General features: G+C 66.7%; 24 protein-coding genes. 13 read left to right on the top strand and 11 right to left on the bottom strand.

Annotated elements, in window-relative coordinates; genetic code table 11:
• Together QLQ12_RS44285 and QLQ12_RS44290 are read left to right on the top strand one after the other, a co-directional pair.
• The coding region (locus QLQ12_RS44285; protein WP_282767089.1) for a hypothetical protein at positions 1–303 on the top strand (303 nt) is incomplete at its 5' end.
• A 532-nt stretch (positions 304–835) separates the two neighbouring features.
• Complete coding sequence (locus tag QLQ12_RS44290; RefSeq protein WP_282767090.1) at positions 836–1,435, top strand: hypothetical protein; 600 nt, start codon at positions 836–838, stop codon at positions 1,433–1,435.
• 230 nt (positions 1,436–1,665) lie between these two features.
• Here QLQ12_RS44290 and QLQ12_RS44295 read toward each other — a convergent pair whose 3' ends face one another.
• Positions 1,666–2,397: a DUF4166 domain-containing protein gene (locus tag QLQ12_RS44295; protein ID WP_328518349.1), complete on the bottom strand. Its 732-nt coding sequence runs from the start codon at positions 2,395–2,397 to the stop codon at positions 1,666–1,668.
• Positions 2,334–3,020: a hypothetical protein gene (locus tag QLQ12_RS44300; RefSeq protein WP_282767091.1), complete on the bottom strand. Its 687-nt coding sequence runs from the start codon at positions 3,018–3,020 to the stop codon at positions 2,334–2,336. Before QLQ12_RS44300 ends, QLQ12_RS44295 begins: the two co-directional genes overlap by 64 nt.
• Before the next feature lie 300 nt (positions 3,021–3,320).
• On the opposite strand from QLQ12_RS44300, the gene QLQ12_RS44305 reads away from it, so the two are divergent.
• On the top strand, positions 3,321–3,599 hold the full coding sequence (locus QLQ12_RS44305; RefSeq protein ID WP_282767092.1) for a hypothetical protein: 279 nt from the start codon (positions 3,321–3,323) through the stop codon (positions 3,597–3,599).
• A gap of 194 nt (positions 3,600–3,793) precedes the next feature.
• Here the strand turns inward: QLQ12_RS44305 and QLQ12_RS44310 are convergent, their stop codons facing one another.
• A complete protein-coding gene (locus QLQ12_RS44310) occupies positions 3,794–4,546 on the bottom strand; it encodes a DUF6928 family protein (RefSeq protein WP_282767093.1) in 753 nt (250 codons plus the stop codon).
• 224 nt (positions 4,547–4,770) lie between these two features.
• Here QLQ12_RS44310 and QLQ12_RS44315 point away from each other — a divergent pair, with 224 nt between their 5' ends.
• The 4 genes from QLQ12_RS44315 to QLQ12_RS44330 all read left to right on the top strand — a co-directional run bounded on the left by QLQ12_RS44315 (position 4,771) and on the right by QLQ12_RS44330 (position 10,026).
• Positions 4,771–4,944, top strand: coding sequence for a hypothetical protein (locus QLQ12_RS44315; protein ID WP_282767094.1), 174 nt, complete (start codon positions 4,771–4,773; stop codon positions 4,942–4,944).
• A 56-nt stretch (positions 4,945–5,000) separates the two neighbouring features.
• Positions 5,001–6,383, top strand: a complete 1,383-nt coding sequence (locus tag QLQ12_RS44320; protein WP_282767095.1) for a CoA transferase — start codon at positions 5,001–5,003, stop codon at positions 6,381–6,383.
• Positions 6,384–7,082: 699 nt separating this feature from the next.
• Positions 7,083–9,416: an acylase gene (locus tag QLQ12_RS44325; protein WP_282767096.1), complete on the top strand. Its 2,334-nt coding sequence runs from the start codon at positions 7,083–7,085 to the stop codon at positions 9,414–9,416.
• Positions 9,417–9,609: 193 nt separating this feature from the next.
• A complete protein-coding gene (locus tag QLQ12_RS44330; RefSeq protein WP_282767097.1) occupies positions 9,610–10,026 on the top strand; it encodes a hypothetical protein in 417 nt (138 codons plus the stop codon).
• Between the two features lie 747 nt (positions 10,027–10,773).
• On the opposite strand, the gene QLQ12_RS44335 is transcribed toward QLQ12_RS44330, so the two are convergent.
• Together QLQ12_RS44335 and QLQ12_RS44340 are read right to left on the bottom strand one after the other, a co-directional pair.
• On the bottom strand, positions 10,774–11,142 hold the full coding sequence (locus tag QLQ12_RS44335) for a hypothetical protein (protein ID WP_282767098.1): 369 nt from the start codon (positions 11,140–11,142) through the stop codon (positions 10,774–10,776).
• 97 nt (positions 11,143–11,239) lie between these two features.
• A complete protein-coding gene (locus QLQ12_RS44340) occupies positions 11,240–11,689 on the bottom strand; it encodes a DUF6924 domain-containing protein (protein ID WP_282767099.1) in 450 nt (149 codons plus the stop codon).
• Between the two features lie 249 nt (positions 11,690–11,938).
• On the opposite strand from QLQ12_RS44340, the gene QLQ12_RS44345 reads away from it, so the two are divergent.
• A complete protein-coding gene (locus QLQ12_RS44345; RefSeq protein ID WP_282767100.1) occupies positions 11,939–12,889 on the top strand; it encodes a hypothetical protein in 951 nt (316 codons plus the stop codon).
• Between the two features lie 532 nt (positions 12,890–13,421).
• Entirely contained in the window at positions 13,422–14,417 is a 996-nt protein-coding gene (locus QLQ12_RS44350; RefSeq protein ID WP_282767123.1) for a lipoprotein, read from the top strand.
• 116 nt (positions 14,418–14,533) lie between these two features.
• Here the strand turns inward: QLQ12_RS44350 and QLQ12_RS44355 are convergent, their stop codons facing one another.
• Both QLQ12_RS44355 and QLQ12_RS47290 read right to left on the bottom strand, forming a co-directional pair.
• The gene (locus QLQ12_RS44355; RefSeq protein ID WP_282767101.1) at positions 14,534–14,941 is read right to left on the bottom strand and encodes a hypothetical protein; all 408 of its coding nucleotides are present in this window, start codon (positions 14,939–14,941) and stop codon (positions 14,534–14,536) included.
• Positions 14,942–15,393: 452 nt separating this feature from the next.
• A complete protein-coding gene (locus QLQ12_RS47290; protein WP_407651706.1) occupies positions 15,394–15,573 on the bottom strand; it encodes a DUF6980 family protein in 180 nt (59 codons plus the stop codon).
• A 574-nt stretch (positions 15,574–16,147) separates the two neighbouring features.
• Between QLQ12_RS47290 and QLQ12_RS44360 the strand changes: the two genes are divergently transcribed.
• Positions 16,148–17,398: a cyclase family protein gene (locus QLQ12_RS44360; protein ID WP_282767102.1), complete on the top strand. Its 1,251-nt coding sequence runs from the start codon at positions 16,148–16,150 to the stop codon at positions 17,396–17,398.
• A gap of 220 nt (positions 17,399–17,618) precedes the next feature.
• On the opposite strand, the gene QLQ12_RS44365 is transcribed toward QLQ12_RS44360, so the two are convergent.
• The 3 genes from QLQ12_RS44365 to QLQ12_RS44375 all read right to left on the bottom strand — a co-directional run bounded on the left by QLQ12_RS44365 (position 17,619) and on the right by QLQ12_RS44375 (position 19,306).
• Positions 17,619–18,098 carry a hypothetical protein gene (locus tag QLQ12_RS44365; protein WP_282767103.1) on the bottom strand — a complete coding sequence of 160 codons (480 nt, stop codon included), beginning with the start codon at positions 18,096–18,098 and terminating at the stop codon, positions 17,619–17,621.
• 327 nt (positions 18,099–18,425) lie between these two features.
• Complete coding sequence (locus QLQ12_RS44370; RefSeq protein ID WP_282767104.1) at positions 18,426–18,911, bottom strand: hypothetical protein; 486 nt, start codon at positions 18,909–18,911, stop codon at positions 18,426–18,428.
• Positions 18,908–19,306: a hypothetical protein gene (locus tag QLQ12_RS44375; protein ID WP_282767105.1), complete on the bottom strand. Its 399-nt coding sequence runs from the start codon at positions 19,304–19,306 to the stop codon at positions 18,908–18,910. Before QLQ12_RS44375 ends, QLQ12_RS44370 begins: the two co-directional genes overlap by 4 nt.
• Before the next feature lie 305 nt (positions 19,307–19,611).
• Between QLQ12_RS44375 and QLQ12_RS44380 the strand changes: the two genes are divergently transcribed.
• Both QLQ12_RS44380 and QLQ12_RS44385 read left to right on the top strand, forming a co-directional pair.
• Positions 19,612–20,115, top strand: coding sequence for a DUF4262 domain-containing protein (locus QLQ12_RS44380; RefSeq protein ID WP_282767106.1), 504 nt, complete (start codon positions 19,612–19,614; stop codon positions 20,113–20,115).
• Positions 20,116–20,423: 308 nt separating this feature from the next.
• A complete protein-coding gene (locus tag QLQ12_RS44385) occupies positions 20,424–20,753 on the top strand; it encodes a hypothetical protein (protein ID WP_282767107.1) in 330 nt (109 codons plus the stop codon).
• A gap of 159 nt (positions 20,754–20,912) precedes the next feature.
• Here the strand turns inward: QLQ12_RS44385 and QLQ12_RS44390 are convergent, their stop codons facing one another.
• Positions 20,913–22,208 carry a serine hydrolase domain-containing protein gene (locus QLQ12_RS44390; protein WP_282767108.1) on the bottom strand — a complete coding sequence of 432 codons (1,296 nt, stop codon included), beginning with the start codon at positions 22,206–22,208 and terminating at the stop codon, positions 20,913–20,915.
• 615 nt (positions 22,209–22,823) lie between these two features.
• Between QLQ12_RS44390 and QLQ12_RS44395 the strand changes: the two genes are divergently transcribed.
• Positions 22,824–24,227 carry a GGDEF domain-containing protein gene (locus tag QLQ12_RS44395; protein ID WP_282767109.1) on the top strand — a complete coding sequence of 468 codons (1,404 nt, stop codon included), beginning with the start codon at positions 22,824–22,826 and terminating at the stop codon, positions 24,225–24,227.
• Positions 24,228–24,293 lie beyond the last annotated feature (66 nt).

Below are 24,293 nucleotides of genomic sequence, written 5' to 3' on the forward strand. Positions count from 1 at the left end.
ACCCACGGCCCACTGCACCACCGCGCCCGGCACGTACTGGAAGACTCCGGCACGGTCGACTGGGCCGACAAGCGTGACACCCTCCGAGCCGCCTCGACCGTCGCTGAGCTACACCCGGCGGTGTTCCTCGGTCTGCTGGACGGATACCACGCGGTCTACGGCAACCTGCACCCCGCCGAAGCGCTCACGCTGCTGGAATCTCTGCACCTTCCAGCCGACACCGAAAACCTCGCCCAGCTGCGGGCAGTATTACGCAAAGGTGCCAGAAACAACCGCCACGACCCCGCTCTATGGGACGCGTAGCACCACCCGCATGTCCACGGCTCGCCGAAGCATGATCGGATGCCCGCCTCTCGGCAGTTCAGCACGTCGGCTCGGGCAGGCGTGCTGGCGACCCTGAGCGTGACGGGCCGCCGCTGGCCGGGGTGCACGATCGGCGCCTATGAGAGTGCAACTTCGAGGATTCTGCACTATGCCGCGAAGTTCTCGGTGTATAACAAAAACATCGCTCCGGCGCGCGTAAAACCTGATGAGAAATTGGATTGTGGGCACATGAGCGGCTTGTCCGAGGTAGAGCTTTCGGTCCTTCGTGAAATCGTAGACAGGTGGGACGGGAACTTCCCCGTGGGGGCGAATGAGGTCGGGGAAGCCTGGGCTCAACGAGGACCTTGTTCAAGCCACACTTCAGAGCCTCATCGATCGGAACCTTGTTTCCTTGGGGAACTTCGGAAGCAACCAGATCTTCAGCGTCACCAGCCCGACGGGTGAGGCACGGGATCTCCTGGGATAGGCGTGATCGGGCGCTAATCCGGCGGGCGAGTGACTCCTTTTGCTGATGGAACCTGTGATTTCGCTGCTCCTGGGCCTCTGCAATGTGCTGGCACGAGGAGCGGAAGAGTTCAGTAGCTGGTCTGGTGACCGCTGGGTCGCCGTCGCCGCCATGACCGTCGCCGCGTTGGCTGCCTTAGGGACCTTCTGGCAGGCAGCAGAGGCGCGAGGAGCCAAGAACCTTGCTCGCCAGGCGCTCGGTGAGGCAAGGAGGTCTGCCGATGCCGCGTCGGCCGCCGTTGTAGCGGCTCAAAATTCTGCTGCGCAAGCGCAACGAGTCGCGGACATTGAAGCCGGACGGGATCACGCCGAGCGCCGACGGGCCATCGTCGGACGGTTCGAGATCCGGAACGGCCAGAGACTAGCTAGTCTCAAGAATATGGGACAACAGTCTTTTCGCGTAAAGGCCATGGCAATCCGCGCTGGTGGCGGCAGCTCGTTGCAAGCGGATAACGTGGAACTGCGCCCGAGTGCTGCCCGAGTGCGGCGCTTGAGGTGCGACTTGGATCCGTGCAGGAGAAATTTGAAAGACTCAACATTTTTGCCAATGGCGAATGTTCATGCTCAAAAGCGGATTCTCCGAACTCACATTGGTTCATCGAGATAGCAATTCCGCCGTTTCCGTAAATCCTTTCCGCCCTTGCCGGCGCGTCTATCGCCATGATCGAACGCACTCAACTCGGCTACTTCAGCACGTCTAACAGTCCAGACCGACCACCGAGTGTCACGGCCCGACGAGTCGTCCGCGTACGCTCGGCGACACGAGAGTGCGTTCGGGCATAAATTGCCAAAGTGGTAGAAGACGAGTACCTGGTTGACGCCTGCACGGGGTCTCCTTCATTCGCGAGGGTTTTCCCGCAACGGTCGGACGGCGGCAGGTACTGGGGCGTTGTGGTCGAAGTATTGGGCGGTGAAGCTGCCGGAGTACCCGAAGATCGGTCCGAAGAGTCGGTTTTCGACGTTCACCTCGATGCGGAAGCGGTCGGTGGCGTCGTCGTACCATTCGTGCAGCCGGGCATCGCCGCTCAGTGATCGTGGGCAGGTGATGCCGCTACGGAATCGTTGGCATCCGCTGCGGATGTGTAGGCCGCCAGACGCGTCGACCGACAGGTGCAGATCCACGGCTATGTGCTGGTGGGTGCCGAGATAGTCGACGAGGACCTGCCGCTTGTTGCTCCAGATCATCGTGGCGTCGAAGCGGCGGCGCCGGGCCGGGGCAATCTCAAAGGTTCGTACGAAGGTCAGTGTCGGGCGGCCGTACGAGTCGGTGTAGGCGTAGTTCTCGATGGTGAACGGGACCGCTGTGCCGATCTCCGGGAACAGGACGTGCCGGGCGGCGCCTAGGTGCAGGAATGGCTTGACGTACGCCCGACCGTGCCAGATGCGGTCCATCACTCCCGTGCCTACGCAGCCGCGGTGCTCGCCGCCGGTCACAGCGAAGCGGTCCTGCAGTCGCGGGTGCAGGCGGCTGAAGTCACTGCCGAGTGCGCGTTCAAAGATCGAGGTCACAGTGTCTCCGGGAGGGAAGGCGCCCGGGCGGCGAGCCGATCGCAGGGCCGGCGGCGACACCGACGGGCAGCTGGCGTGTTGCGGTCAGGTGGCAGAACCAGCAATAGGAACGTGGTGAACATGAGGAGCGGCATGCCGACGTCGAGAACAACCAGGATGGCGACGGTCGCGGCGCGTAAGGCCACTTGACGCCAGGCGTTGCGTAATGCCCGCCGCGGTGTGACACCGTGTTCGAGCCATAGCCTTAGCCGGTCGAAAGACCAGGCGGTCGCCCACCCGAACAGCGGCCGGAACATGAGGTCGATCAGCCGGCCGGCAGCGCCCCAGCGTGGCGTGTACGTGTATCCGGTCAGGAACCGTACGCCGTGCAGACCCGGCACATAGCGCCAGTAGCCGTGGCCGGCGGCGATCAGCGACCGGCGGTCCGTGCAGCGAAAGCGCAGCGCCGATGTGCGGGTGCCGTCCGGCCGGTCCCGTTGCCCGCCGTGCACGCCATGCCCGGCGATTCGCATGCCGGGAAAGACCGTGGTGGCGTACCGGAACTGGGCCGGTGTGGCGCCTGGGACGGGCTCGATCTGACCAAAGCGTGCATCCCACTGGCAGTGGGTAGCCGGATCCTGGGTGGCGGCCCACACGGCGGTCATTGGCGCCGCAATCACGGTCTCTACGTAGATGCCACGCATGCCCCACCTCCGTTTTGAGCGATCGCTCAACGAGCATACAGACCTGTTGAGCGAATGCTCAAACGAGTGTCGGTGCTGGTGATCGTCGAGGACGAGCGGCGCAAGGTCCGTTCACCTACACCGCCGCAAACCCTCGTCATGTGCACGACCCTCGGCATGAGCGTGCGTCAGGCGACTGCAGCGCGGGCTACACGCAGCGTGACGGCGCCTCCGGCACCAGCGCGCGCGTCGCGGCCAGATCAGTGCGTTGGCCCGCCGCACCGAGCGGCCCAATATCGCGACCAGGATTTAGGTTGAGGCATGGCCGATTGGAGCGAAGACGAGTATGTCGAGTGCCTGCGGGACGAGCGGCGCCGCTTCGGGTGGGTGATGCAGCATTACGGGGACCTTGATGCGATCCAGGCCGAAATTGCGGCGAAGAAGCGGTACCCCTTCGAGGCGAGCGACGCGCCCTATCGAGGACTTATCTTTCATGACGAGGCATGGCATTGGGCGATGCGGGCTATTCACGGAGACGAGTACTGGCTCTCGCATCCGCATCTCGTTAAACCGTCGGCTGAATACGAAGCGCTTGATTGAACGCGTGGAGCTTCCGCTCAGTGACCAGCCAGTCCTCAACCCCGTAGGCACGCCGGACGAGTGCTTCAGCGGGCGATCTCGGTGTGCAGTCAACTCGGCACGAGTGTGCGCCTGGCCACCGACGGCAGTCGTGACCGCCTGTGGCGCGCGGATCGCGGCTACCCGTAAATTGGCGCAAGGCATGTCGACGCGGGTCACGCCTCCGCGTTGCGGATCTCCTGGAATGTGCCGTCGGACTTCATGCGGTAACGGCGTGGCGGTCCCATCTGTTGCAATAGCTGCTTCATCTTGGCCTCGCGTTCCGCCTGTTCCCGGCCTGTCGGGTCAGCGACGCGGAATCCCCGCAACGGAACTTCGTACGGATCGACATCGCTCGGGTCGGGAAGACCTTCCAAGATGAAGCCGAACAACGTGCGCAAGGCGTCTTCACCCAGCTCCAACGGGTGAAACGGCAGCGGATACGGATCTCCTGACAACGTCGACCCGACCGGCCGCTCGCCCGCCCAATACGGCCGCTCAAAGTCGTACGGCTCGCCGATGTTCTCCACGATGCCGCCATCCGGAGAAAGACTCAGCGAGCGGACCAGTGAACCGTTCTCCCACACGGCGAAGCACAGCCAATCAGAGAACGAGTGCATCCCGTGCATGATGATCCGACGGCCATCTCCAGCACGAAGCAGACGGGGCGGCAGCTGCGACGGGCGGTCGCAGACGAGACGGCGATCGCAGAACAACTCCGCCCCGGCCAGCACCGTCGCGTAGCTGGTGTCATCTGGCGGGTAGGTATCGTCCCCGAGCACGCCGTCGGCGGTCGGTGTCACGTCGTAGCTGGGGTGTATTCCGCGCACCAGCGCGAGGACCTCGGCAGGGTCGGCTTCAACCGCTTCCCGCAGCGCGGGGCGTAGATCGCCCTTGGTGAAAGCAAGCAGTGCGGTCTTCGCGCCCATTGAACCCTTCGCCTCCCACGGGGATGATCACGCAGACTACGGCCAACCGGCTTTCTCAGGCGTGGAGGGCTGAACGCACTCTCCTCGGCAGTTCAGCACGTCTGACAGTCCAGAGGCCGATCACCGAGTGTCACGGCCCGACGAGTCGTCCGCGCACGCTCGGCGGCAGTTCGGTACGCCACTGGGCAACGGCTACGTGCACGGGTGCGTCGAGGCCTCCGCCAATGTCCGTGTATCGCCTGCAGGCGATGGTGGTGCGGGAAGGCGACGAGTTGTGGGGTGCTGAACTGGGCCGCATCGTTGACGATGAGATCGAGTACGAATGGCGCGCCTACCAGCGCTCCTGCGGCCAACAGACGCCGGACCGCCTCGCAGCCTCACAGTTGCCCCGGTGGTGATCAAAGCCTCTGGCGGCCGGCGCTTCTGGTGCGCCGGGCTACGCCAGGATAGAGCCATGACGCTGTGGAGCCCTGTGCTGGCCGACCTCAGATGCTCGGAGACCGGGGAGGTTCGGCTGACCGGGGAGTCCCGGCCGGAGGTGCTGGCATCGCCTCTGGCGGTCGCCGAGTGTGCGATTGCCTCCGTGGCCACCTGTCTTGCCGCTGCCGCGGAATTGGGGTACGCCCGTACCGGCCGTCGGCCCGACGTCGCGCTGGACACCGCACACGTGGCCGCCGCCGTACGCGGCGAGGTCTGGCTGCGCGACCCGGCCGGCCAGCCGGTCAACGGCTGGGCCCCGCTTTCGCGGCTCTGGCGGGCCGGGGACGGCTGGGTGCGTACCCACGGCAACTACCCGTGGCACCGGGCGGCGCTGCTGACCGCCCTCGGCGTAGCCGACGGTCCGGACAAGGAGACCGAGGCGGCGGTGGCCGCGGCAGTGGCCGCACGCCCGGCCCGGGAAGTGGAGCGGGCGGTATACCAGGCGGGCGGCCTGGCGGTAGCCGCCCGGACCGAAGCCGAATGGCTCGCCGAGCAGCCGGTCGAGGCCGCGCCGTTGGTCGGCTTGACGCCGCTCGGCGCCGCACCGCCGCTCGGCGCACCGCCGCTGGGGGCCGGCGGCTCATTGCCGGCCGCCGGAGTGCGAGTGCTCGATCTGACTCGGGTCATAGCCGGTCCGGTGGGCACCCGAATGCTGGCAGCAGTCGGTGCCGAGGTACTGCGCATCGATGATCCGCACCGGCCGGAGCCGCGGCTGCACGCCGTGGACGGCGTGGTCGGCAAGGCCAGTGCAGCGCTGGACGCCGATACCGAGGACGGCCGCCGGACGCTGCACCGGCTCATCGCCGACGCCGACGTAGTGGTGACCGGATACCGCCCCGGTGCGATGCGCCGGCTCGGGCTCGACCCCGACCAGATCGCCGACCGACACCCCGGCACGGTGGTGGCGACACTGTCGGCCTGGGGGACCACCGGAACCTGGGGCACCCGCCGCGGCTTCGACAGCCTGGTGCAGGTCGCCACCGGTATCGGCTGGGCCACCAGCACCGACGGGACACGGCCCGGCTCGCTGCCCTGCCAGTTACTCGACCACGCCACCGGCTACCTCCTCGCCGCCGGCGTCCTCGCCGCCCTGACCCACCGTGAACGCACCGGCAAGACGCTGCACGCGTCACTGTCCCTGGCCCGCACTGCGCGCTGGCTGCTCGACCAGGGCAGCCGCGAGACCAGCCCGGCCCCTGGAGGAAACGACGCGGCCGACCGAGCGCAGCTATACCGGACCGACCTGGGCAACGGGTGGAGCGGCATCACCGCACCCGGATCGCTCGACGGCCGCGCGTTGTCCTGGCCGCACCTACCGCCGCGCTACCTGGCCTCCCCAGCCGCCTGGCGCCCTTGACATCCAGTCCGAAGCCGATACAGAGTCAGGCCTTGGTCGATCGAGGGGCTACTCGGCCACGCACGGTGACGGCTCGCCGCCTGGCTGACGTGCCCGCTCGGCGGCATAGAGTAAGACTCGCGCAAACTCAGCCCGGGTCCGGTCGCGACTATTCAGGATGCCGCTCGTGCATCACGCGTACGACCGCCCCGTGCGTCGCCTCGTACTACTACCGGTTCGGCCTACGGCCTCGGGCGCCCCGGTGCGCCTGTTGTCGGGACCGGGCGATTGTGGCATGCCGTCCGCCCAAGCCGATCAGCGTCACGAGAGATGACAGGGCGGATCCACCTTCTCGCCAGGGCCCTTGCACGACGGCGACCACCGGGATGATCGCCGGGAATGAGCGGCGGGCGCCGTGGAGAAGTGACAGCACGAAAGGAGAGGACGGCGCTGACGGAGGCGACTCCCACCGTTTATGGCGCCCAGTAGGGACAGCGAAGCGGGCCCGGGCCGGGGTAGACGTGGTCGCCCAACGGGATGCATACATCAACCCCGAGGAGGAAATTGATGAGCTTCTGTACTTCAACCGTCCTGCCGACGATGAGAGTATGACGGCGCGAGGGGCCACGGCATCAGCCGGCGCCCTCCTACCGTCCCGGGTGGAGCCGCCGGGTTCAGCATCGAGGGGAAGATGCCGCCGTGCCAGCCTTGTCTGTACGCATGAAAGCAGCGGCGATCGCCGTCGGGCTGGTCGCGGCGAGTGCCGCCGTGCCGTCGCCCGCCTTCGGCATCGAGGATGATCGCGGCTATGCGGCCCTGATCCGCCGGGCCTCCTACGGCGTTCCGCACATCACCGCCGGCAACTTCGCCAGCCTCGGCTTCGGCGTCGGATACGTGCAGGCCGAGGACAACATCTGCGTCATCGCCGAGAAGGTGGTGACGGCCAACGGTGAGCGGTCCCGGTGGTTCGGAACGGCCGGGCCGGCCGACGCCGACGTGCGCAGCGACCTGTTCCACCGCAAGGCGATCGACGACCGCGTCGCCGAGCGGCTGCTGGAGGGTCGCCGCGACGGGGTTCAGTCGCCGTCCGACGATGTCCGGGACCAGATCCGCGGCTTCGTCGCCGGTTACAACCACTTTCTGCGCCGCACCGGCGTGCAACGTCTGACCGACCCGGCGTGCCGCGGCAAGGCGTGGGTGCGCCCGCTGACCGAGACGGACCTCTGGCGTACGTCGTGGGCCAGCATGGTGCGGGCCGGTTCGCGCGCCGTACTCGACGGCATCGTGGCGGCGGCGCCGCCGGCCGCAGCCGGGGCCGGGGCCACTCCCGACGCCGCCGCCGTGGTCGCCGCCCTCAACGGGGCGAGCGCCGGCATCGGCAGCAATGCCTACGGTCTCGGCGCGCAGGCCACCACGAACGGCGGCGGGATGGTGCTGGCCAACCCGCACTTCCCCTGGCAGGGTCCGGAACGCTTCTACCGGATGCACCTCAAGGTGCCCGGCCGCTACGACGTGGAGGGCGCAGCACTGATCGGCGACCCGATCATCGAGATCGGGCACAACCGTACGCTCGCCTGGAGTCACACCGTTTCCACCGCGCGCCGGTTCGTCTGGCACCGCCTGAGCCTCGTGCCGGGCGACCCCACCTCCTACTACGTCGATGGCCGGCCCGAGAAGATGCACGCCCGCACGGTCACCGTGCGGACCGGCAGCGGCGCGATCAGCCGGACGTTCTACGACACCCGCTACGGCCCGGTGGCCGTGGTGCCGGGCACCTTCGACTGGACGCCGGCGACCGCGTACGCCATCACCGACGTCAACGCGACCAACAACCGTGCCTTCGACGGGTGGTTGCGGATGGGTCAGGCCAAGGATGTCCACCAGCTCAAGGCAGTCCTCGACCGGTACCAGTTCCTGCCGTGGGTCAACGTGATCGCGGCTGACGCGCGGGGCGAGGCCCTCTACGGCGACCACTCGGTCGTCCCCCGGGTCACTCACGAAGTCGCGGACGCGTGCATCCCGGCGCCGTTTCAACCGCTCTACGCCTCCAGCGGCCAGGCGGTCCTGGACGGCTCTCGGCCGGACTGCGCGCTCGGCCGGGACCCCGACGCCGCGGTCCCGGGCATTCTCGGCCCGGCCAACCTGCCGGTACGGTTCCGCGACGACTACGTCACCAACTCCAACGACAGCCACTGGCTGGCGAGCCCGGCCGCGCCGCTGGAGGGCTTCCCGCGGATTCTCGGCAACGAACGCGCCCAGCGCAGTCTGCGCACCCGGCTCGGGCTCGACCAGATCCAGCAGCGCCTCGCCGGCACGGACGGTCTGCCGGGCAAGGGCTTCACCACCGCCCGGCTGTGGCACGTCATGTTCGGCAACCGGGTGCACGGCGCCGAACTCGTCCGCGACGACCTGGTCGCGCTCTGCCGCCGGCAGCCGACCGCGACCGCCTCGAACGGCGCGGCCGTCGATCTCACCGCGGCCTGCGCGGCGCTGGCCCGCTTCGACCTGCGTGTCGACCTGGACAGCCGTGGCGCACACCTGTTCACCGAGTTCGCCCTCGCGGGTGGGATCAGGTTCGCCGACACCTTCGACGTCACCGACCCGGTGCGCACCCCGCGCCGTCTCAACACCGAAGACGCCCGAGTACGGACCGCGCTCGCCGACGCCGTGCAACGCCTCGCGGGCATTCCGCTCGACGCCGAGTGGGGTGACATCCACACCGATAGCCGCGGCGAACGACGCATCCCCATCCATGGCGGCCGCGGCGAAGCCGGCGTCTTCAATGTGATCACCAATCCGCTCGTGCCTGGTATGGGGTACCCGCAGGTCGTACACGGATCGTCGTTCGTCATGGCCGTCGAGCTCGGCCCGCACGGTCCGTCCGGGCGGCAAATCCTGACCTACTCGCAGTCGGCCAACCCGAATTCACCCTGGTACGCCGACCAGACGCGGCTCTACTCCCGCAAGGGCTGGGACACCGTCAAGTACACCGAGGCGCAGATCACGGCCGATCCGAACCTGCGCACCTACCGGGTGGTGCAGCGGGGACGCTGACGGAACGAGGGGCGGTCGACCGCGGCGTCCGACGTCGCGCGGCGGTCACGCCGCCCCTCATCCTCGGGGGCCAGCCCCATCCACCTCGTCGAGCCGCTGGCCGACGGCGCACCGGGAGACCATCGCCGCCTCCCCCGATGCCCACGACGCGGGACATCCGGTCAGAACATCCGTTGAGCGACCCCTCACGGCGATGACCGATGCGAAGTGGTGCCAGAAAAACCGGTTAAGCAGCGCCCCCTTCGGAAAACACTTATGCATGTCGATTGATGCCGCAGAACTGATGAACTGTCCGGCCCGCATCACGCTCGACGCGGCGCAGCAGGCGTTCCTCGACGGCCTGCCGGCGCCGGCGCCGGCCTTGCAGTCGGAGCTGGGCTGCGAACTGGAGCAGGGCCACGACGGTTCCCATGCCGCGCTCGCACAGCAGATCGGCGAGACGATGTGGTGGGCCCAGTGGACGCTCAGCGCGTCCGAGATCAACCCGTACACCTGGTGTCCGGCACGGCAGGCTCCCCGGCATGTGGAACCGGACTGCACGCTGTTCGAGGGCCATCCCGGCCGGCACTCCTCGGAGAAGCGTTACTGGATCACGAGCGGTGCTTCCTGAACCGGTTTAGATGCCCCGCTCACCGAGGCGTGGTCTCGCCGGGGCCGGTGGGCGGACGACGACCAGAGCGCGACCCTCGTACGTGGTGTGGGGGTCGCGTCAAAGCGTTCCTCGGTCGACGACCTGCCACTGCCGAATCCGGCAAGGCCGGCTTCGAGGTCCTGCCCCGCCGGTGGATCGTCGAACAATCCCTGTCCTGGCTGATGTGCCGCCTGATCAGCGGCTGGTCAGTGCACGATGTGGTGGGACGACCGATCTCAGTCCTTGCCTACCCATCCCTTGCTGTGGCAGGGCGGCTCGCAGGGGACAACACGCCGTCGTCCCGGTCGATGAACACGTCGCCGGAGGACGTCAGCATGTACATCTCCCACAGCTGGTGGGAGACAGTCAACATCCCCCAGCGCCGAGCTGGCGCCGACCACGGATGATCCGATGTCGCTTGGTTAGCGACCAGCTCTGCAAACAGCTCCTCCGATAGCACGACCAGACCATACGGCGTGCATGCACATCGGTAGACCTGCGCACAAGGATCAACGAATCCGGAGGCCCTACGGTCGGCGCGCATGCTCGGCGACACGCTTGTGACGTTCGGATAGGCGTCACCGTGACGGCGATACGCACGACAGAGACAGAGTTCGGCATGCCAATACTCGCGCTAGCTGCGGAAACAGGCTGCGAGACAGCCACTAAATGAGCATCTGAAGTCGTTCAGAGTTGACCCGAATCCATCCCTTGTCGGGCGATCTTTCAGCTGGTGATGCGTCCTTCGGCAGTGTCGACCACAAAGCACGCGCACTGCAGGATCTCCAGAAGCGCGGCTCGGGCCCGCCGGATCGCGTCGTCGTCGACGTCGAGGTGCAACCGGCAGTCGCGGGGGAAGCCCAGGGTCGTTGCGCTCTGAAGGCCGAATTCAAGGCGCAACTCGCGGCCGATGAGGGTAAAGGCGCCCGGACCGCTCGCGACCTCTCCGGCAGGGTTCATCACCTCGTCCACCCAGCCGTCGTAACGTAATCGGATCATCATCACGTGGACTCCGGCTGCGCCGAGGATCAGCGTGAGCTCGTCATCGCTCTGCCGGACATCGACCCGGTCGACGCGCAGTCGGATGCTTTCCACCGGCGAACCGTACAGCGGCGCCTACCACTCCCGCGAGGACAATGCGAGCGAGCGACAGCGCGCACTCAGCGCGGCAGACGTGCGCACCAGGTCCTTGTTACTCGAAGCCACGGAAGATGCCGTCGCGATCCACGTTGCCGGCGAAGTCTTTCCAGTCCATGTTCGAGATGGTGAGGTTGTTCTGTACCAACCACATCTCGGACGGGACGACTCGGAACGTGGCACCGTACTGTGGCCCCTTGCCCTGATCGTCCGAACCCTCCACGTAGTCATAGAGATTGATCACCAGGATGGGACGGTCAGGATGCGTCAGCGCCCTCGTGTCAACAAGGAAGGCGACGGCATGATGTACGTCTGCGGGCTTCATCCCCAGGAGCTGTGACGCGGTGACCCCCTCGTACGCACGATCATCGACAAACGCGACGAAGGCGGTGAACCCTTCCTCCGTCTGCGGTTCAGCGATCGCCGGCTGGATCTCCACCCATTCCCGCGGGTGGGTGAAGTCGGTACGGATGATCAGGGAAACGCCGCGGTTCTGCTGCCACATGCACTCATCCATGCAGGCGAGGACAGGCTCGACCCGCATCGTCGAGCGCACTCTTATCGGCTGAAGTCGGCCGCCAGCGTCCGCCAGTTCCCGTTACGGCCTTCACCTGCGTGCCGCTCCAATCGTGCTGCTGTTCCTCGCGCGCCGCGGTCACCTTGCAGCCGAGGCGGTCCCGCCCGGATGTGGACGGTCAGCGACGGCCGGGAGTGCGTCCCCTGCCATCCGCGGTTTCTGGGATGATCGACGACCATGACAACGGGGAGTGTTCGACGGCCGGGTCGGTACTGGGTCTTCACCGCGGTTGTCATACCGCTCAACCCGCTGGCCTGGTATCTCATCCAGCGCTGGCAGGCGTGCGTCGCCGCGCATCCCGGCGCGGAGCAGCAGGGGTACGACGGCCCGTGCAGCGCGGAATACGGCCTGCTTGGCCTGGCCGGCCTTGCCCTGCTGCCGTTGACGGCCACCATCGTGGTCGCGCTGTTCATCGGCATCACCGAGGGCCGTCGGCGGTACCGGTTCGCCGCCGGACGGTGGGTCTGCGCCGTAGTCGTGGGTGTGTGCTCACCACCGACCCTGTTGGTGTACGGGCTCGGCTACTGGGTCGGGCGTGCCCTGCCCGCCCCGCAGATCATGAGAGCGCACCAGGTCGGCTGGGAGACAGCGGTCAACGCGTACACGGCGCTCAGCCGTGGGCTGCCGCCGCAGCAGGTCGTCCCCGGCGGATTCGTCAGCCCGGAGCCGGTCTACCTGGACACCGTGATGGGTTACGCCCGCTACTACGGCATGGACGTGACGTTCCAGCCTGGCTTCAGCGTCGCGTTCGGCTCGCCCGCCTTTGTCGCCGGCGCGGCCGTCGGCAACCTCGTCGGCAACAGTATCGGCCGATCCCGGGCCGCGGCGATGGCGCGTGCGCAGTGGCGCGAGCATCGCACCATCCGGGTGATCGTCACCGCCTCCACCACGTGGTGCTGCGTCGACGGCCGGTGGCTGCGGTTCGACCACGCGGTCGTGATGGAGTACTACCTCGAGGGCGCCACCTGCGTGATGACTTTTCCGGACACCGAGCCGCTGATGCTTACCGGCCCACCGGCGGCGGTCCACGCCGTCCTGTTCGCCTACCTGCGCGGCGGCCCGTCCTGGCAGCACCAGCCGTTCCTGCACCACATCGCCGCAGCCGCCACCTCACCCACAGCTGCCTGACGAGCCAGCGGCTCGGCGCGGCCCAGCAAGGCCCGGCGTTGAACGGGTGAGCATGGCCGCCCGGCGGACCGGTCACCGGTTCGAACGGCCGGTCACCCTCCGTCCGCGGGGCACCCGAACAACGAGCCCACTGCCAAGCCGCCGAACAGAAGCGCGACATCACCCACCACCGGCGGCCGCCACGACGGGAGGGCCCAACCTTGAGGTAGGTGAGGGCTGACCGCCAGCGAAGGCCAGGGTGAGTGCGGCCTCTGCTGCCAGCCGCAGCTGTGCCGAGTTGACACTGCGCTTCCTGGCGGGCGAGGTCCGCGACGTCCTTGGACGCTCCCCCACCGACGTACGGACGTCGCCGCGTCCTTGATGGGCCAGGACCGTGCGACCCGGTTGCGGCCTGTGACCAGTCCCGTGACGATGACGAAGCTCGAGATCATCACTGGAAGCTGACCGCCGCCGAGTCCCATGTGAGGTTGTCGGCGATCCGGTGATATCGATGGCGGCCCGGGCTCGGTGTCTCTACGCTTCGGACCTCGTGATGATCACCATGAAGTACGTGCCGGGGCGGACAGCCGCGGCGGGGGCCGTTACCGCGGCGTTGCTCTCCCTGACCGCTTGCAACGCTGCCGAACCGGCGTCGCCGGGCGCGGCTGGCCGGGCCACCTCGCCGGAAGCGTCTGCCACGGCGGGGTTGGCCGAGGAGTGCAAGGCCGCGGTCACCGCGTTCAAGGACTTGTTCAAGGGCATGATCATGAATAGCGCGGCCGAGGGTGCCGAGAAGCAGGCCGCGTTCCGCAAGGCTCTGACCGACTACGCCGCCGGGGCGCGCGCCCAGGCTGCCAAGATTTCCGATCCCGCTTTGCGTGCCGCCGTGGAGAACCAGGCCGCGGCCGCGGAGAAGTTGTCCGGGTCGGCCGATCCGACCGCGTTGGAAGACCCTGATTTCGAGAAGGCCACAGCCGGGCTCGAAAAGGTTTGTGCGGATGCTGTCACTCCGACCGCCTCACCCGGTACGCCGACGGTTCGGCTAGGCGCCGCCGGCAGTGCCTGTGACCTCCCGGTGGCCTTCGACCTGGTCGCTCTCTGGAAGCCCGAGGCTGTCGATATCGACGAGTTCGGCGAACTGGCCAGTATGTACCGCAATGGATCGTTTGAGGTGGTCTGTGAGGTAGACGCCAAGCCGGCCGGCGACATCGGTTTCCTGCGGGTATACGTCTCGAAGAGCAGTGCCGGGGACCCGCGCAGCAGCCTCGAGTCTTTCGTCGCCGCTGACTTCCCGGAAGCCCGCAAGGCCGGCAACCTCGAGGTGCGCCAGCCCAAGTACACCGAGCTCACGATCGGGGGACAGCCGGCCGCCGAAGCGACGTGGGAGTCGTATAACAAGTCAATGGACCACTTGAGCAAGTACTCGGCGTTCGCGTTGAAGACGCCGCGGGGTGCCGTGGTGGTGCGGCTGTCGCCGTTCGGGGCCGACGAGCACCCGGAGGTGCTGCCTGCGTTCGAGCTGGCCAAGAAGTCGCTGACGGTCAATTGAGAAAAGTGTGGTCGGGTTGATTCGCGGACGGCCGGCTCCGGCTGGAAGACCAACTGGCGGTGCTCGTGCCGGGACATGGTGTCCGCCAGCCGGGTTCGTCCAGCCGGGTGGCGCCGCTAGAAGGATACTTTTGATTTGACACAGGGATCGACACCCCATACGGCGTGACACATCTTGAATTCAACGCCGCCAGGGGAACCCTTTGGCCCGAACTTGTTGTTACCGACGACGACGGTCTTGTTGCGCTCGACCGACAGCCGGTTGCATGCGGTCGCGATCGTCGCATCGGCGTCGCGACCGTACGGCGTAATGATCCGGTATTCCACGTAAACGCATTTGTCGTTCTTAAGGTGGTCAGTCACTTTAACCTTCATCGACACGTCGTAGCCTTGCATGAACCCTGGCCGCCATTCCGACGTGGCACTGACCGTCGCAGACCCCCAGGTCTGGGTGAGTGACGATCCCGATGCGGCACTCGCAGGCGTGGGAGAAAAAGCAAGCACCGACGCCACGACCATGGTCACGGCCCCGATTCGCATGATCCCCGACTTCATGCGCGTTGAGCGATTCACATTTCCTCCTGGATGCTAGAGCGTATATTGGGCGACCCGATCATTTTGGCAAGGTTCGAGGAGTTATCGGCACCTACGTTCGGCGGACCCTAAACGAGGGGTAAATGAGCGTCTGTTCAGGTGACTGCCACGGAGTATCCGGCCCGGGTTTGCGCTGCTGTGTGCCGAGAGCTTGCCTCCGGACCGCTCTGATCGCGCAATACTCATCCGGCCATCACGGGTCCTTCTGGAGAGAACCGAGCAGCACGGAAAGGTCACGTGCACTGTCATCGGCTAAAAGTCGGACGCCGGCGTCCACCAACTCCCGTTACGGCACGCGACGTGCTGGCCGGCGGCTGGCGTGCACGGACGGCGGAATGACAACGCATGCTCTACCGGCTCTGCGCCTTGAGGTGATTCGTGGATCAGAGCACGGCACCACACCAGGGGCAACGATTGACGCGGTAGGCCGAGGAACCACCATCGCGGATCGGTAGCCCATACCAGAATTTGTCGTGCGACCCGCATTTGAGGACCGCTACGTCAGGGCACTCATCGCGTGGATGCAGGTCACAACTCCACTGACTCTTCCGCCGACAAGGCACTGCTGGTTATGTCGCTGACGCCGAGCGCCGTCCGTCGCTGACCGTCAGTGCCGGCCCGCGACGGACGGATTCGGTGTTCCTGACGTTCCGGCCACCCGAGGCCACCGGATCGCGGTCGCAGTAGTCGTTCCAGAAGTTCGGCCGATGCCAACTGCTGGGAGCCAGGCGGAGCGACCCGTCGCAGGCCATGGCTGCTGACCAGCATGCCGGAAGGTGCCCGTCGACGGTCTCGAACATGCAGGCCACATGGCCGCCGCCACCGGGGTGGCGCTCAAACTCAGCGACATCGCAGCAGCCCGGGTGGTCGAAGCCCTCGCCGTACGGATGGGATAGCCGGTCGCGGAGTTGTGGCTGGCGGATGACGCCCGGCAGGTGCAGGTCGTTCTCGGAGTCGCTGGCCGACGGCTTGCCGGCCGCTCGTTCACACCGGAGAGGTCACTGGCTCGATCCCCGTATCGCCCACCATCGTTTGTGCAGTTCAAGAGCCCGTAACGGGCTAGCCGGCAACAGGCTCTTCGCACCGAGATACCCGCACGTCCTGTCGATCATCGTCGATGCCTTCTAGGGTGCTGGCATGCGACCCGACATCCTGCGCGCACACCTGGACCTGCACCGTGACCGGCGTGACGTCCTTGGCCTGACGGCGAAAGCCGTGGCGGTCGGGGCGGCCGTCGCGGCCGGGTTGGGCACCTCGGCGGCATCGGCCGCTCCGCCGTCCGACGACTTCAGCGACCAGATGTTCACCTCGGAGGAGGTGGCCGGCTGGGCCGAGCAGACAACGCGCCGGTACGGCATCGGGGATCAGCGAGGGACCTGGAACGAGGTGACCCCGCGCCGGACGCGTGAGGCGTTGCGACTGCTCGACCGGGGTGCCCCGGTGAAGACGTACAACCTGGGCGAGCTGGTGCAGGACCGGTTCCCGGCGTTCGAGGTCACCCCGCCCCGGGTCCTGCACCAGCGGCTGCTGGTGCACGGGTACGAGCCCCGCGGAGACTTCGTGCCGGCCGCCACCTACGACCCGCGGACCAGCCCGGAGTCAGGCATCCTGGCGTCTCCGACCCCGCTGGGCCCCAACACGCTCTCCTTCCACGAGGAGCGCTTCCCGCACAGCGGCACGTTCCAGATCGCCACCCAGCTCGACAATCTCGGACACGTCGGCGTCGGTGTGACCTACTACAACGGCTTCCGCGGTCCGGACATCGCCACCCCACGCGGCTTGGCCAAGCTCGGCAACGAGCACATGGGCCCGATCGTCACTCGCGGCGTCCTGTACGACATCGTGGGTCTCAAGCTCGCGCAGGGTGCCCGCACCGACCTGTTCCGCTCGCCGGTGAACGGTGAGTGGGTGCTGCGCGACACCTACCGGATCACGCTGGAGGACATGCGCGCCGCGCTGCGCCGGCAGGGCGTACGCCGAGAGCCGGGCCCGGGGGACGTGGCGCTGCTACGCACGGGATGGACGCACCTGCTCAACCGGGCTGGCTTCGACGACCCCGACGAGCCGAACAACCGTCGCTACATCGTCGGCGAGCCGGGCATCTACCTGCGGGAGGCCCGCTATCTGGCATCCCGGCGGGTGGCCGTCGCCGCCGCCGACACCTGGGGACTGGAGGTGAGCGACCCGGCCGTCACCGGCGGCAACTTCTTCCCGGTCCACCAGGTCCTGCTGGTGCAGCACGGCATCCGCATCGGCGAGGGCGTTCGGGCGGAAGACCTGGTCAACGACGGCGTCTTCGAGTTCGTTTACCTCGTCACGCCCCAGTTCCAGGTCGGCGCCACCGCCGGCAACACCCCACCAGCCGCCCTGGGCGTCCCCAGCCGCTGAGCGGGTCGGGGGCACCAGTGTTCAAGTAGCGGTGCGAACCGGGTGATCTGACCGGAAAAACAACCGTGAGTGGGCAGGCGGCAGCGTCGGGGCGGAGCCCCGACGAGGTTCTGAACTTGTCGGCTGAGTGTGACGCCGGTCAGCCTAGGTTGAGCTGGACACTGTGGCCGAGGGCTTCGAGCTGGCGGATCAAGCTACGGGTCTTGCGGTGCTTGTAGAGTTACTGGTGCCAGGCGTTCAGGAACAGTGACCGCTCATCGGCGGCGTCGTCTGCCATGGCCTGCGTCTCCACATTCTTCTCTTCCCGCCGGTACCGGGTGTACGAGTGATCTGCGGACGACTGCCATCCGAACTCGTCCGCTCGTTTCGCTGAGTTGACGAGCGCCACCGGGCCCTGGATGCCTGGCGGGCTTCCCTTCAACCGGTTGACCTCGATGAACTCGCCGATGCACGTGGGTGGCGCAGCGATTTTCAGATACAGCTCCGACTTGCCCGTCCAGTACCGCATCCGGCCGTCGGTGCACTCGGGCAGTGTGATGGCGAAGTCGGTGAAGACCTCGTCGGGTGTCTCGCCCCAGCTGCTGCCGGGGTAGGCCCGGTCGTCGAACCGGGTGGAACCCCGGAACAGGACGAGCGTGGCCACGAGCCCGATGAGCGCCACGACCGCCACCGACGCGCCACCGACGATCCACTTGCGCACGCTCGTCCCCACCCCTGTCAGCTGCTCTGGTTGATCGACTTGGTGTTGCCGCGGCCGCGGACCACGAACTCACGGCCGGTGCCGTACTCGTGTGCCCACAGACGACGCGAGGTACTGCCGGATATTCCTGGCAAAGATCTTGCGCGAATGGCTGCCAGCTGCGAAAGGCCTCACACAAAACCTTCACACGACTTTCCGGACGCCTGCACCGGGGAGTTCGGCCTAGCCACCGTCGTCTTTCGTCACGGTTCGAGCGCACTCTTCTCGGCTATGCGAGTGAGGACGTCTTCGCGTACCCGATTGGCAGCTGTTTCTTGTTTTGAGACGCTATCTCCGAGGAAGAGCTGGTCCGGTTGCGTACATTCCCGGAGATCGGTCGGCCGGATCCCCATGCCGAGGGCATGCGACCGTGCGATGACACCGCCGCTCGACTTCGTTCTTTCCTCCCCTTGGCCGGCCCGACCAGGCCACCGGCGTCACCGTGATCTGAGTGCTGTCCGGCTGTGAGCTCAGGGCCTCGGTCTTGATCTCACTCGCCGCGATGTACTCGGCGTCGCGGACGCGTTCGCGCCAGCCGAGATCGTCGTTGAGCTCCCGCGCCGCGACCTCGGCCGCGTCCCGGGCTGCGTCGGCGCCGTCGATGGTGCCGCACCCCGCCAGCAGGACAGCGCCCGTGATCAGCGCCCCGACCACCCGCAACCTCACCGTCCCGCCGTTCCCATGCCCGAACGATATCGCCCGGATCAAAAGCCAGGCGATGCGGGGATAGTCGGTGTCTCCAGATGCAGCTGGAACAGCGGAGGCGCCAGTCACAGCCTCTGCTTGATTTCTGGAATGAGTACATAGATCTTTGTGGCCAATTCAGGAACGTCTGCGAAAATTGTCACCCTCGGCTTGTCAGTTGATAGCAGGTACCGGTATCCGAAGTCGTCGCCGACAACGTCCGCTACCTCGATGATGAAATCGGGCGCATCCAGCTCGCCAGAGAACATCTGCACGAACTCATCAGGAACCCCTTCGCGTACGATCACGACTTGCAACGGTTCGATATCGATATGGACCACGCAAACCAAAACGCATCCTTCATTGGCCGCGACCATGGAGAACGCGATGTCGAGATCCGGCATTCCGCTACCGGCGCCGACCCCTTCGACTCTCAGAACACCCCAAGGGACACCATGCGCAAAGGAATCGACCTCAACAGACACGAATCATCCTCCCGGCGGGCCGATATAGGAATGGAGACTCTACTTCACAAAAACGCACTCACTTCGGCAACTCAGGCCGCGGGGCGAGACGGACCGTCGGCCACGTAGCGTCACGGCTCGCCGCCGGTGACGTGCCCGCCAGGTTGATCAGGATGCCGATGTGCAAGGAGAGATGTAGACGTTGCGTTACGGCCCGCGCTGGGGCTGCGCACGGGGATGATGACAGTCGACCTGACCAGCCAGGTTGGGTCTTCGGCTTCCGGGTATGCAGCCGGAATAGAAGCTCACCTAGCTCGACAGCAGCGGTGCTGAAGAGCAACAGCGACTGGGCGGGAGGCGAACCTGTGACGGCCGGATACCAGGAGACCGGACTTGGCCAGATCGGCGAGGCTATTAGGCGTTCCGGGGTATACCTGCAGTTCGTGCCGCAGCCGACTCCCTTGGAAGCGTGCTGGTACACGATCGGCTTGACGGGCCACGGGCATCCTGAGCTGATCTTGTTCGGGTTGCCGCCCGAAATCTCCCGGCCCACCCTGCGCACCGTTGCCGGTGAGGTCATCGCGGGCCGACGGGCATTCACCCCTGGCCAATACGCCGACGACGTTATCGAGGGCCACCAGGTCCAGTTCGTCGCGGTGATCGAGCCGGATCGCCACCTTCCCCTTGCCGCGGAGTTCTACGCCGTCACAGGTACCGCCGTAGACGCCTTACAGATCGTATGGCCCGACCGGTACCACCGCTGGCCCTGGCAGCCCGGCACGCGCGTGGACGACATGCCGGTACTCGGTCGACCCGTCTCGTCCGGGTGACAGGCCGGCTACCGGACAGGCTGGCAGCCTGCAACCGCAGGTCAAGTCCCGTATGCCTGGGGAATGCCTCGACTGACGGTGGATTCGAGGGTCCCGACACCCGCTCGTCGGCAGTGCGAACGCGGTCTCGCGCGGGGCGGCGTCACCGAGGTGTCGGCTGGCGTGCAACCAGCACGCGCGAACGGCGGCATAGAAAGACCGATTGTCGTGAACTGCCCGGCGGCCGCCTCGCTCGGCGCTCGCGGTCACCAAATGCCGGGCTCGCCGTTCGGGCCGTATCGCCGAACGACTCGGCCTACCGTCAGGCGATGGACGACGAAGTCGTTTCCTTCTACACCGCTTTGCTGGACACCCATGTCCGGCTTCGTGACTCGCTCTGCGTGCCCTGGGCATATGGCCTCAGCGAGCAGGACATGTTCGCCGGCTTCGGCGCCGACCCTGAAGCCGCGCAGCGGCCGAACGGCTCACGGGATGGCGTGCTCGAAGACAATGAGGCCGCCCACATCGACTGGTTCCTGAGAATCAGGTACGTTCCGTCACCAGGCAGTTCCGGCGCCCGTCCGCGACGCATTCGTCGCCGCCACGGCCGTGGTCAGCCGGACCCGCCCTGCCGGCCAACGCGAGTCCGATCGTCGTGAGCATCCGCCGGTGCCTTCACGCATGCGTGACCAGCGGCGAGTCAGGCCGTCGACCTGTTCGACGAAGGTCTTGAAGCGCCGCAACGTCTGACGACGTGGAGAGGCCCGGGGTCGTGGTCAAGGACCGCGCCCCGGGCGTGATACCCCTGCTGCGCTGGTCTACTTCGCGGCCGCGGAGGTGGGGGTGGAGGTGGAGGTGCCATGAAGGGCTTGGATCACGGCGGCCGGGACGGGCTTGTCGAACATCTCGCAGATGGTCACGTACTCGGCGGCGAAGGCGACCTCGTAGTAGCGGTTCACGCCGTCGTTCTCCTCCGTGTCACTGGGCTCGACGGTGGTGTCGCTGACCGCTGTGCGCCGGCCGTCGGCGGATGCGACGGCGGTGCTGTGGTGGCCCAGGGTGTCGCCGCCGTGGCCCCAGACCGTCCCGCAGGGCGAATCGATCTTGAAGAGGCCCAGGCCGTAGCTGCCCTCGATCCCGGTCCCCGCCGGCAGGGCGATGGTGGTCTTCATCTGCTTGAGCTGCTCGCGAGAGAACAGTTCCGCACCCAGGACGGCCGACAGGAACCGGGACAGATCCTTCTGGGTGGAGATCACCGCTCCGGCGGCGCCACCCCAGCCACCGATCGGCAGGTCGGAGATGTCAGTGTACGTCCGAGGCGTCTCGCCGAATTTGACCGCGTAACCGTGGGCATAGCCGGGGCCGGTGTTGGTCGCCCGAGGGTCGGCGAGGTAGGTCTGCCTGAGGCCGAGAGGCCGGGCGATGCGCTCCTGTACCAGTTGGGGCAGGCGCTTGCCGGTCAGCTCCTGCAGGATCATCCCGGCCAGGGTGTAGTTCGTGTTGGAGTAGGACCAGCCCTTACCCGGCGCGAAGTTCGGCTCGTGCTTGAACGCCACGTCGAGCAATTCCCGCTCGGTGACAACGTGCTGCGGGTCCTTCTGGAGGTTGGCGAAGAAGTCGGGATCACTGGTGTAGCTGAACAGACCGCTGGTGTGGTTGAGCAGCATCCGGACGGTGATGTTCTCGCCGTTCGGAACGACGCCGGGCAGGTACTTCGAGACCGGCGCGTCGAGGTCGAGCTGTCCGCGGTCCACCATCTGCAGGACGAGCGTCGCCACGAACGTCTTCGTGTTGCTGCCGATCTCGAACTGCTCACGCCCGGTGAGGCGGCGCCCGGTGGCCCTGTCCGCGACACCCGCGGCCGTGATGGCGACGCGGTCACCGTCGTTGATCCGGGCCATGTAGCCGGGGGCACCGATGGCCAGCACGTGCTTGGCGACGTCTCGCATCGCGCTGTCGTGTGCAGCGGAGCCGAACGCCTTCGACTGCTCGGCGGCGGAGGCGGCAGAGGCGGTGACGACACCGGTGCCGGTGAGGACGGCTGCCGCGGCCACCACGAGCGCTGTCATCCGCCGCGAACGGGTCATGTTCAAGGTGCCGGTCTTCGTTGTCATACATTGATCATGCCGAGATACCCCCGGCGCCGTCGCTACCGCGGCCTGCCCATTCGGCCGGCAGGCTAGCCCCACCCGCGACGGTAGAGCTGGCCCTACCTACCCTCCTTGACCTGCTGCGCCAGCCCGTCAAACCGCACCTGCCCGCTTTGACGGTTGGCTGGCTGACCACGGTGAACGCGGGCGCAGAGCATGGCCGCGTTCCTACGCCGCACCGACCGGCAACTCGCCGCGCTCGGCACCCAGCCGGCGGCGGATGGACATCGACCGGATGCGAGCCTGGATCCGCCACCACGAGCCGCCCACCACCGCGGCCACCACCCATGAAGAACCTGGAGACCACAGATCGCTAGGACGTCCGGCGTACCGCGCCTTCGCGGCTTCCTTGAGGCCCGCGATCGGTGGTTGATAAGCGTCGGCGCGCAGCAGCCGGGCGCGGTGTGGATGCACAATTCGCCAGCAGCCTGCCGTCGCGACGCGACGTTTCCGGTGTGGGGGGCGCCACCGTATCGGTACCTCAATTTCCAGCTCCGATGACCGATCTACGCGTCGGGATTCGCTGCTTGAGGAGCCATGGTGTTGAGGTCAGGTCGTCACGCGTGGTTGGTGTACCTCGTGTTGAGCTTCGGGGTGATGGGCGCGTGCTTCCTGGCGCCGTGGGAGTCGGTCAAGACGGTCTTGTCCGGCCTTCTCGGCGTATCGGCGACGGCGGCCACCGTGGTAGGAGTGGTGCGGCACCGCCCGGCGGTGCGCTGGCCGTGGTACTGCATGGCGATCGGCTGGCTACTGTTCGCTGCCGGTGACGTCATCTACTGGGTGCAGAGTTCGTTGTTGGGCCGCGATGCCTTTCCTTCGATCGCGGATGCCTTCTATCTGAGTTCGTACCCGCTGCTGGCGGTGGCCTTGCTCGGTTTGGTGCGGGCGCGACGGCCGGGTAAGGACCGGCCCGGGCTCCTGGATGCCCTGGTGTTGTCCACGGGTGCGTCCATGCTGTCGTGGGTCTTTCTGATGGAGCCGTACGTGCGGGACAGTGACCTCGACGTCCTGGCTCGTGCGGTGTCATTGGCGTACCCGGCGGCTGACCTGCTGCTATTGGCGGTGCTCCTGCGGCTGACCACCGGACGGGGAGATCAGCCGCCGGCGTACCGGCTGTTCGTGGCCGCCACCGCGTCCATGCTCGTCGGTGACGTGGTCTACGGATTCATGGAACTCACGATCGGCTACAACGCCGGCGACCCGATCGATGCGGCATGGATGCTGATGTACGCCTTCGCCGGCGCAGCGGCCCTGCACCCGACCATGACCGATATGTCCCGGCTGTCACCTCCCGTCGCCGAGGGCCCGATCGGCATGCGACGGCTGATCGCCCTGGCAGTGGCGAGCCTCATGGCGCCCGCAGCACTGATCATCGAATGGCTTCGCGGCACCGAAATCAACATCCCGGTGATCGTGTCGGGTTGCGTGGTGCTCTTTCTCCTGGTCATCGCACGCCTTCACGGTTTGGTGGTGCTGCTGACCGACGCGCTTCGGTCCACCGAGGTGCAGGCGACCACCGACCAGTTGACCGGGCTGGCCAACCGGCGGCGCTTCCACACCTGCTGGCAGCAGTCGCTGACCGATGAAGTGGGACCTACCGCCCTGCTCTACATCGATCTCGACGGATTCAAGCCGGTCAACGACAAGCTCGGCCATGACGCCGGCGACGCCGTCCTGCAGGCCGTCGCTGATCGGCTGCGGGGCGTCGTACGAGCCGGAGACGTGGTGGCCCGCCTCGGCGGCGACGAGTTCGCGATCATCCTGCCCTGGACCGACGACCGCACCGCCGGTGCCATCGCTGAACGCATCGTCCAGGAACTGGCACTGCCATTCGAGCTCACCGAACGAACGGTGTACATCGGCGCCAGCGTCGGCGTCATCACCGCCACCCAAGGTGACAACCCCAACGCCCAACTCCGCCGCGCCGACACTGCCATGTACGCCGCCAAGAACGCGGGCCGCGGCCGGGTTCATCAAGGCTGACCCACAAACCAACTCGTACGCGCGCAGCAACCTCCCGAAGCAGCGACTGTGGTGGCTGTCGTCAAA

The sequence above is a fragment of the Actinoplanes sandaracinus genome, from assembly GCF_030009775.1.
GTDB classification, from domain to species: Bacteria; Actinomycetota; Actinomycetes; order Mycobacteriales; family Micromonosporaceae; genus Actinoplanes; species Actinoplanes sandaracinus.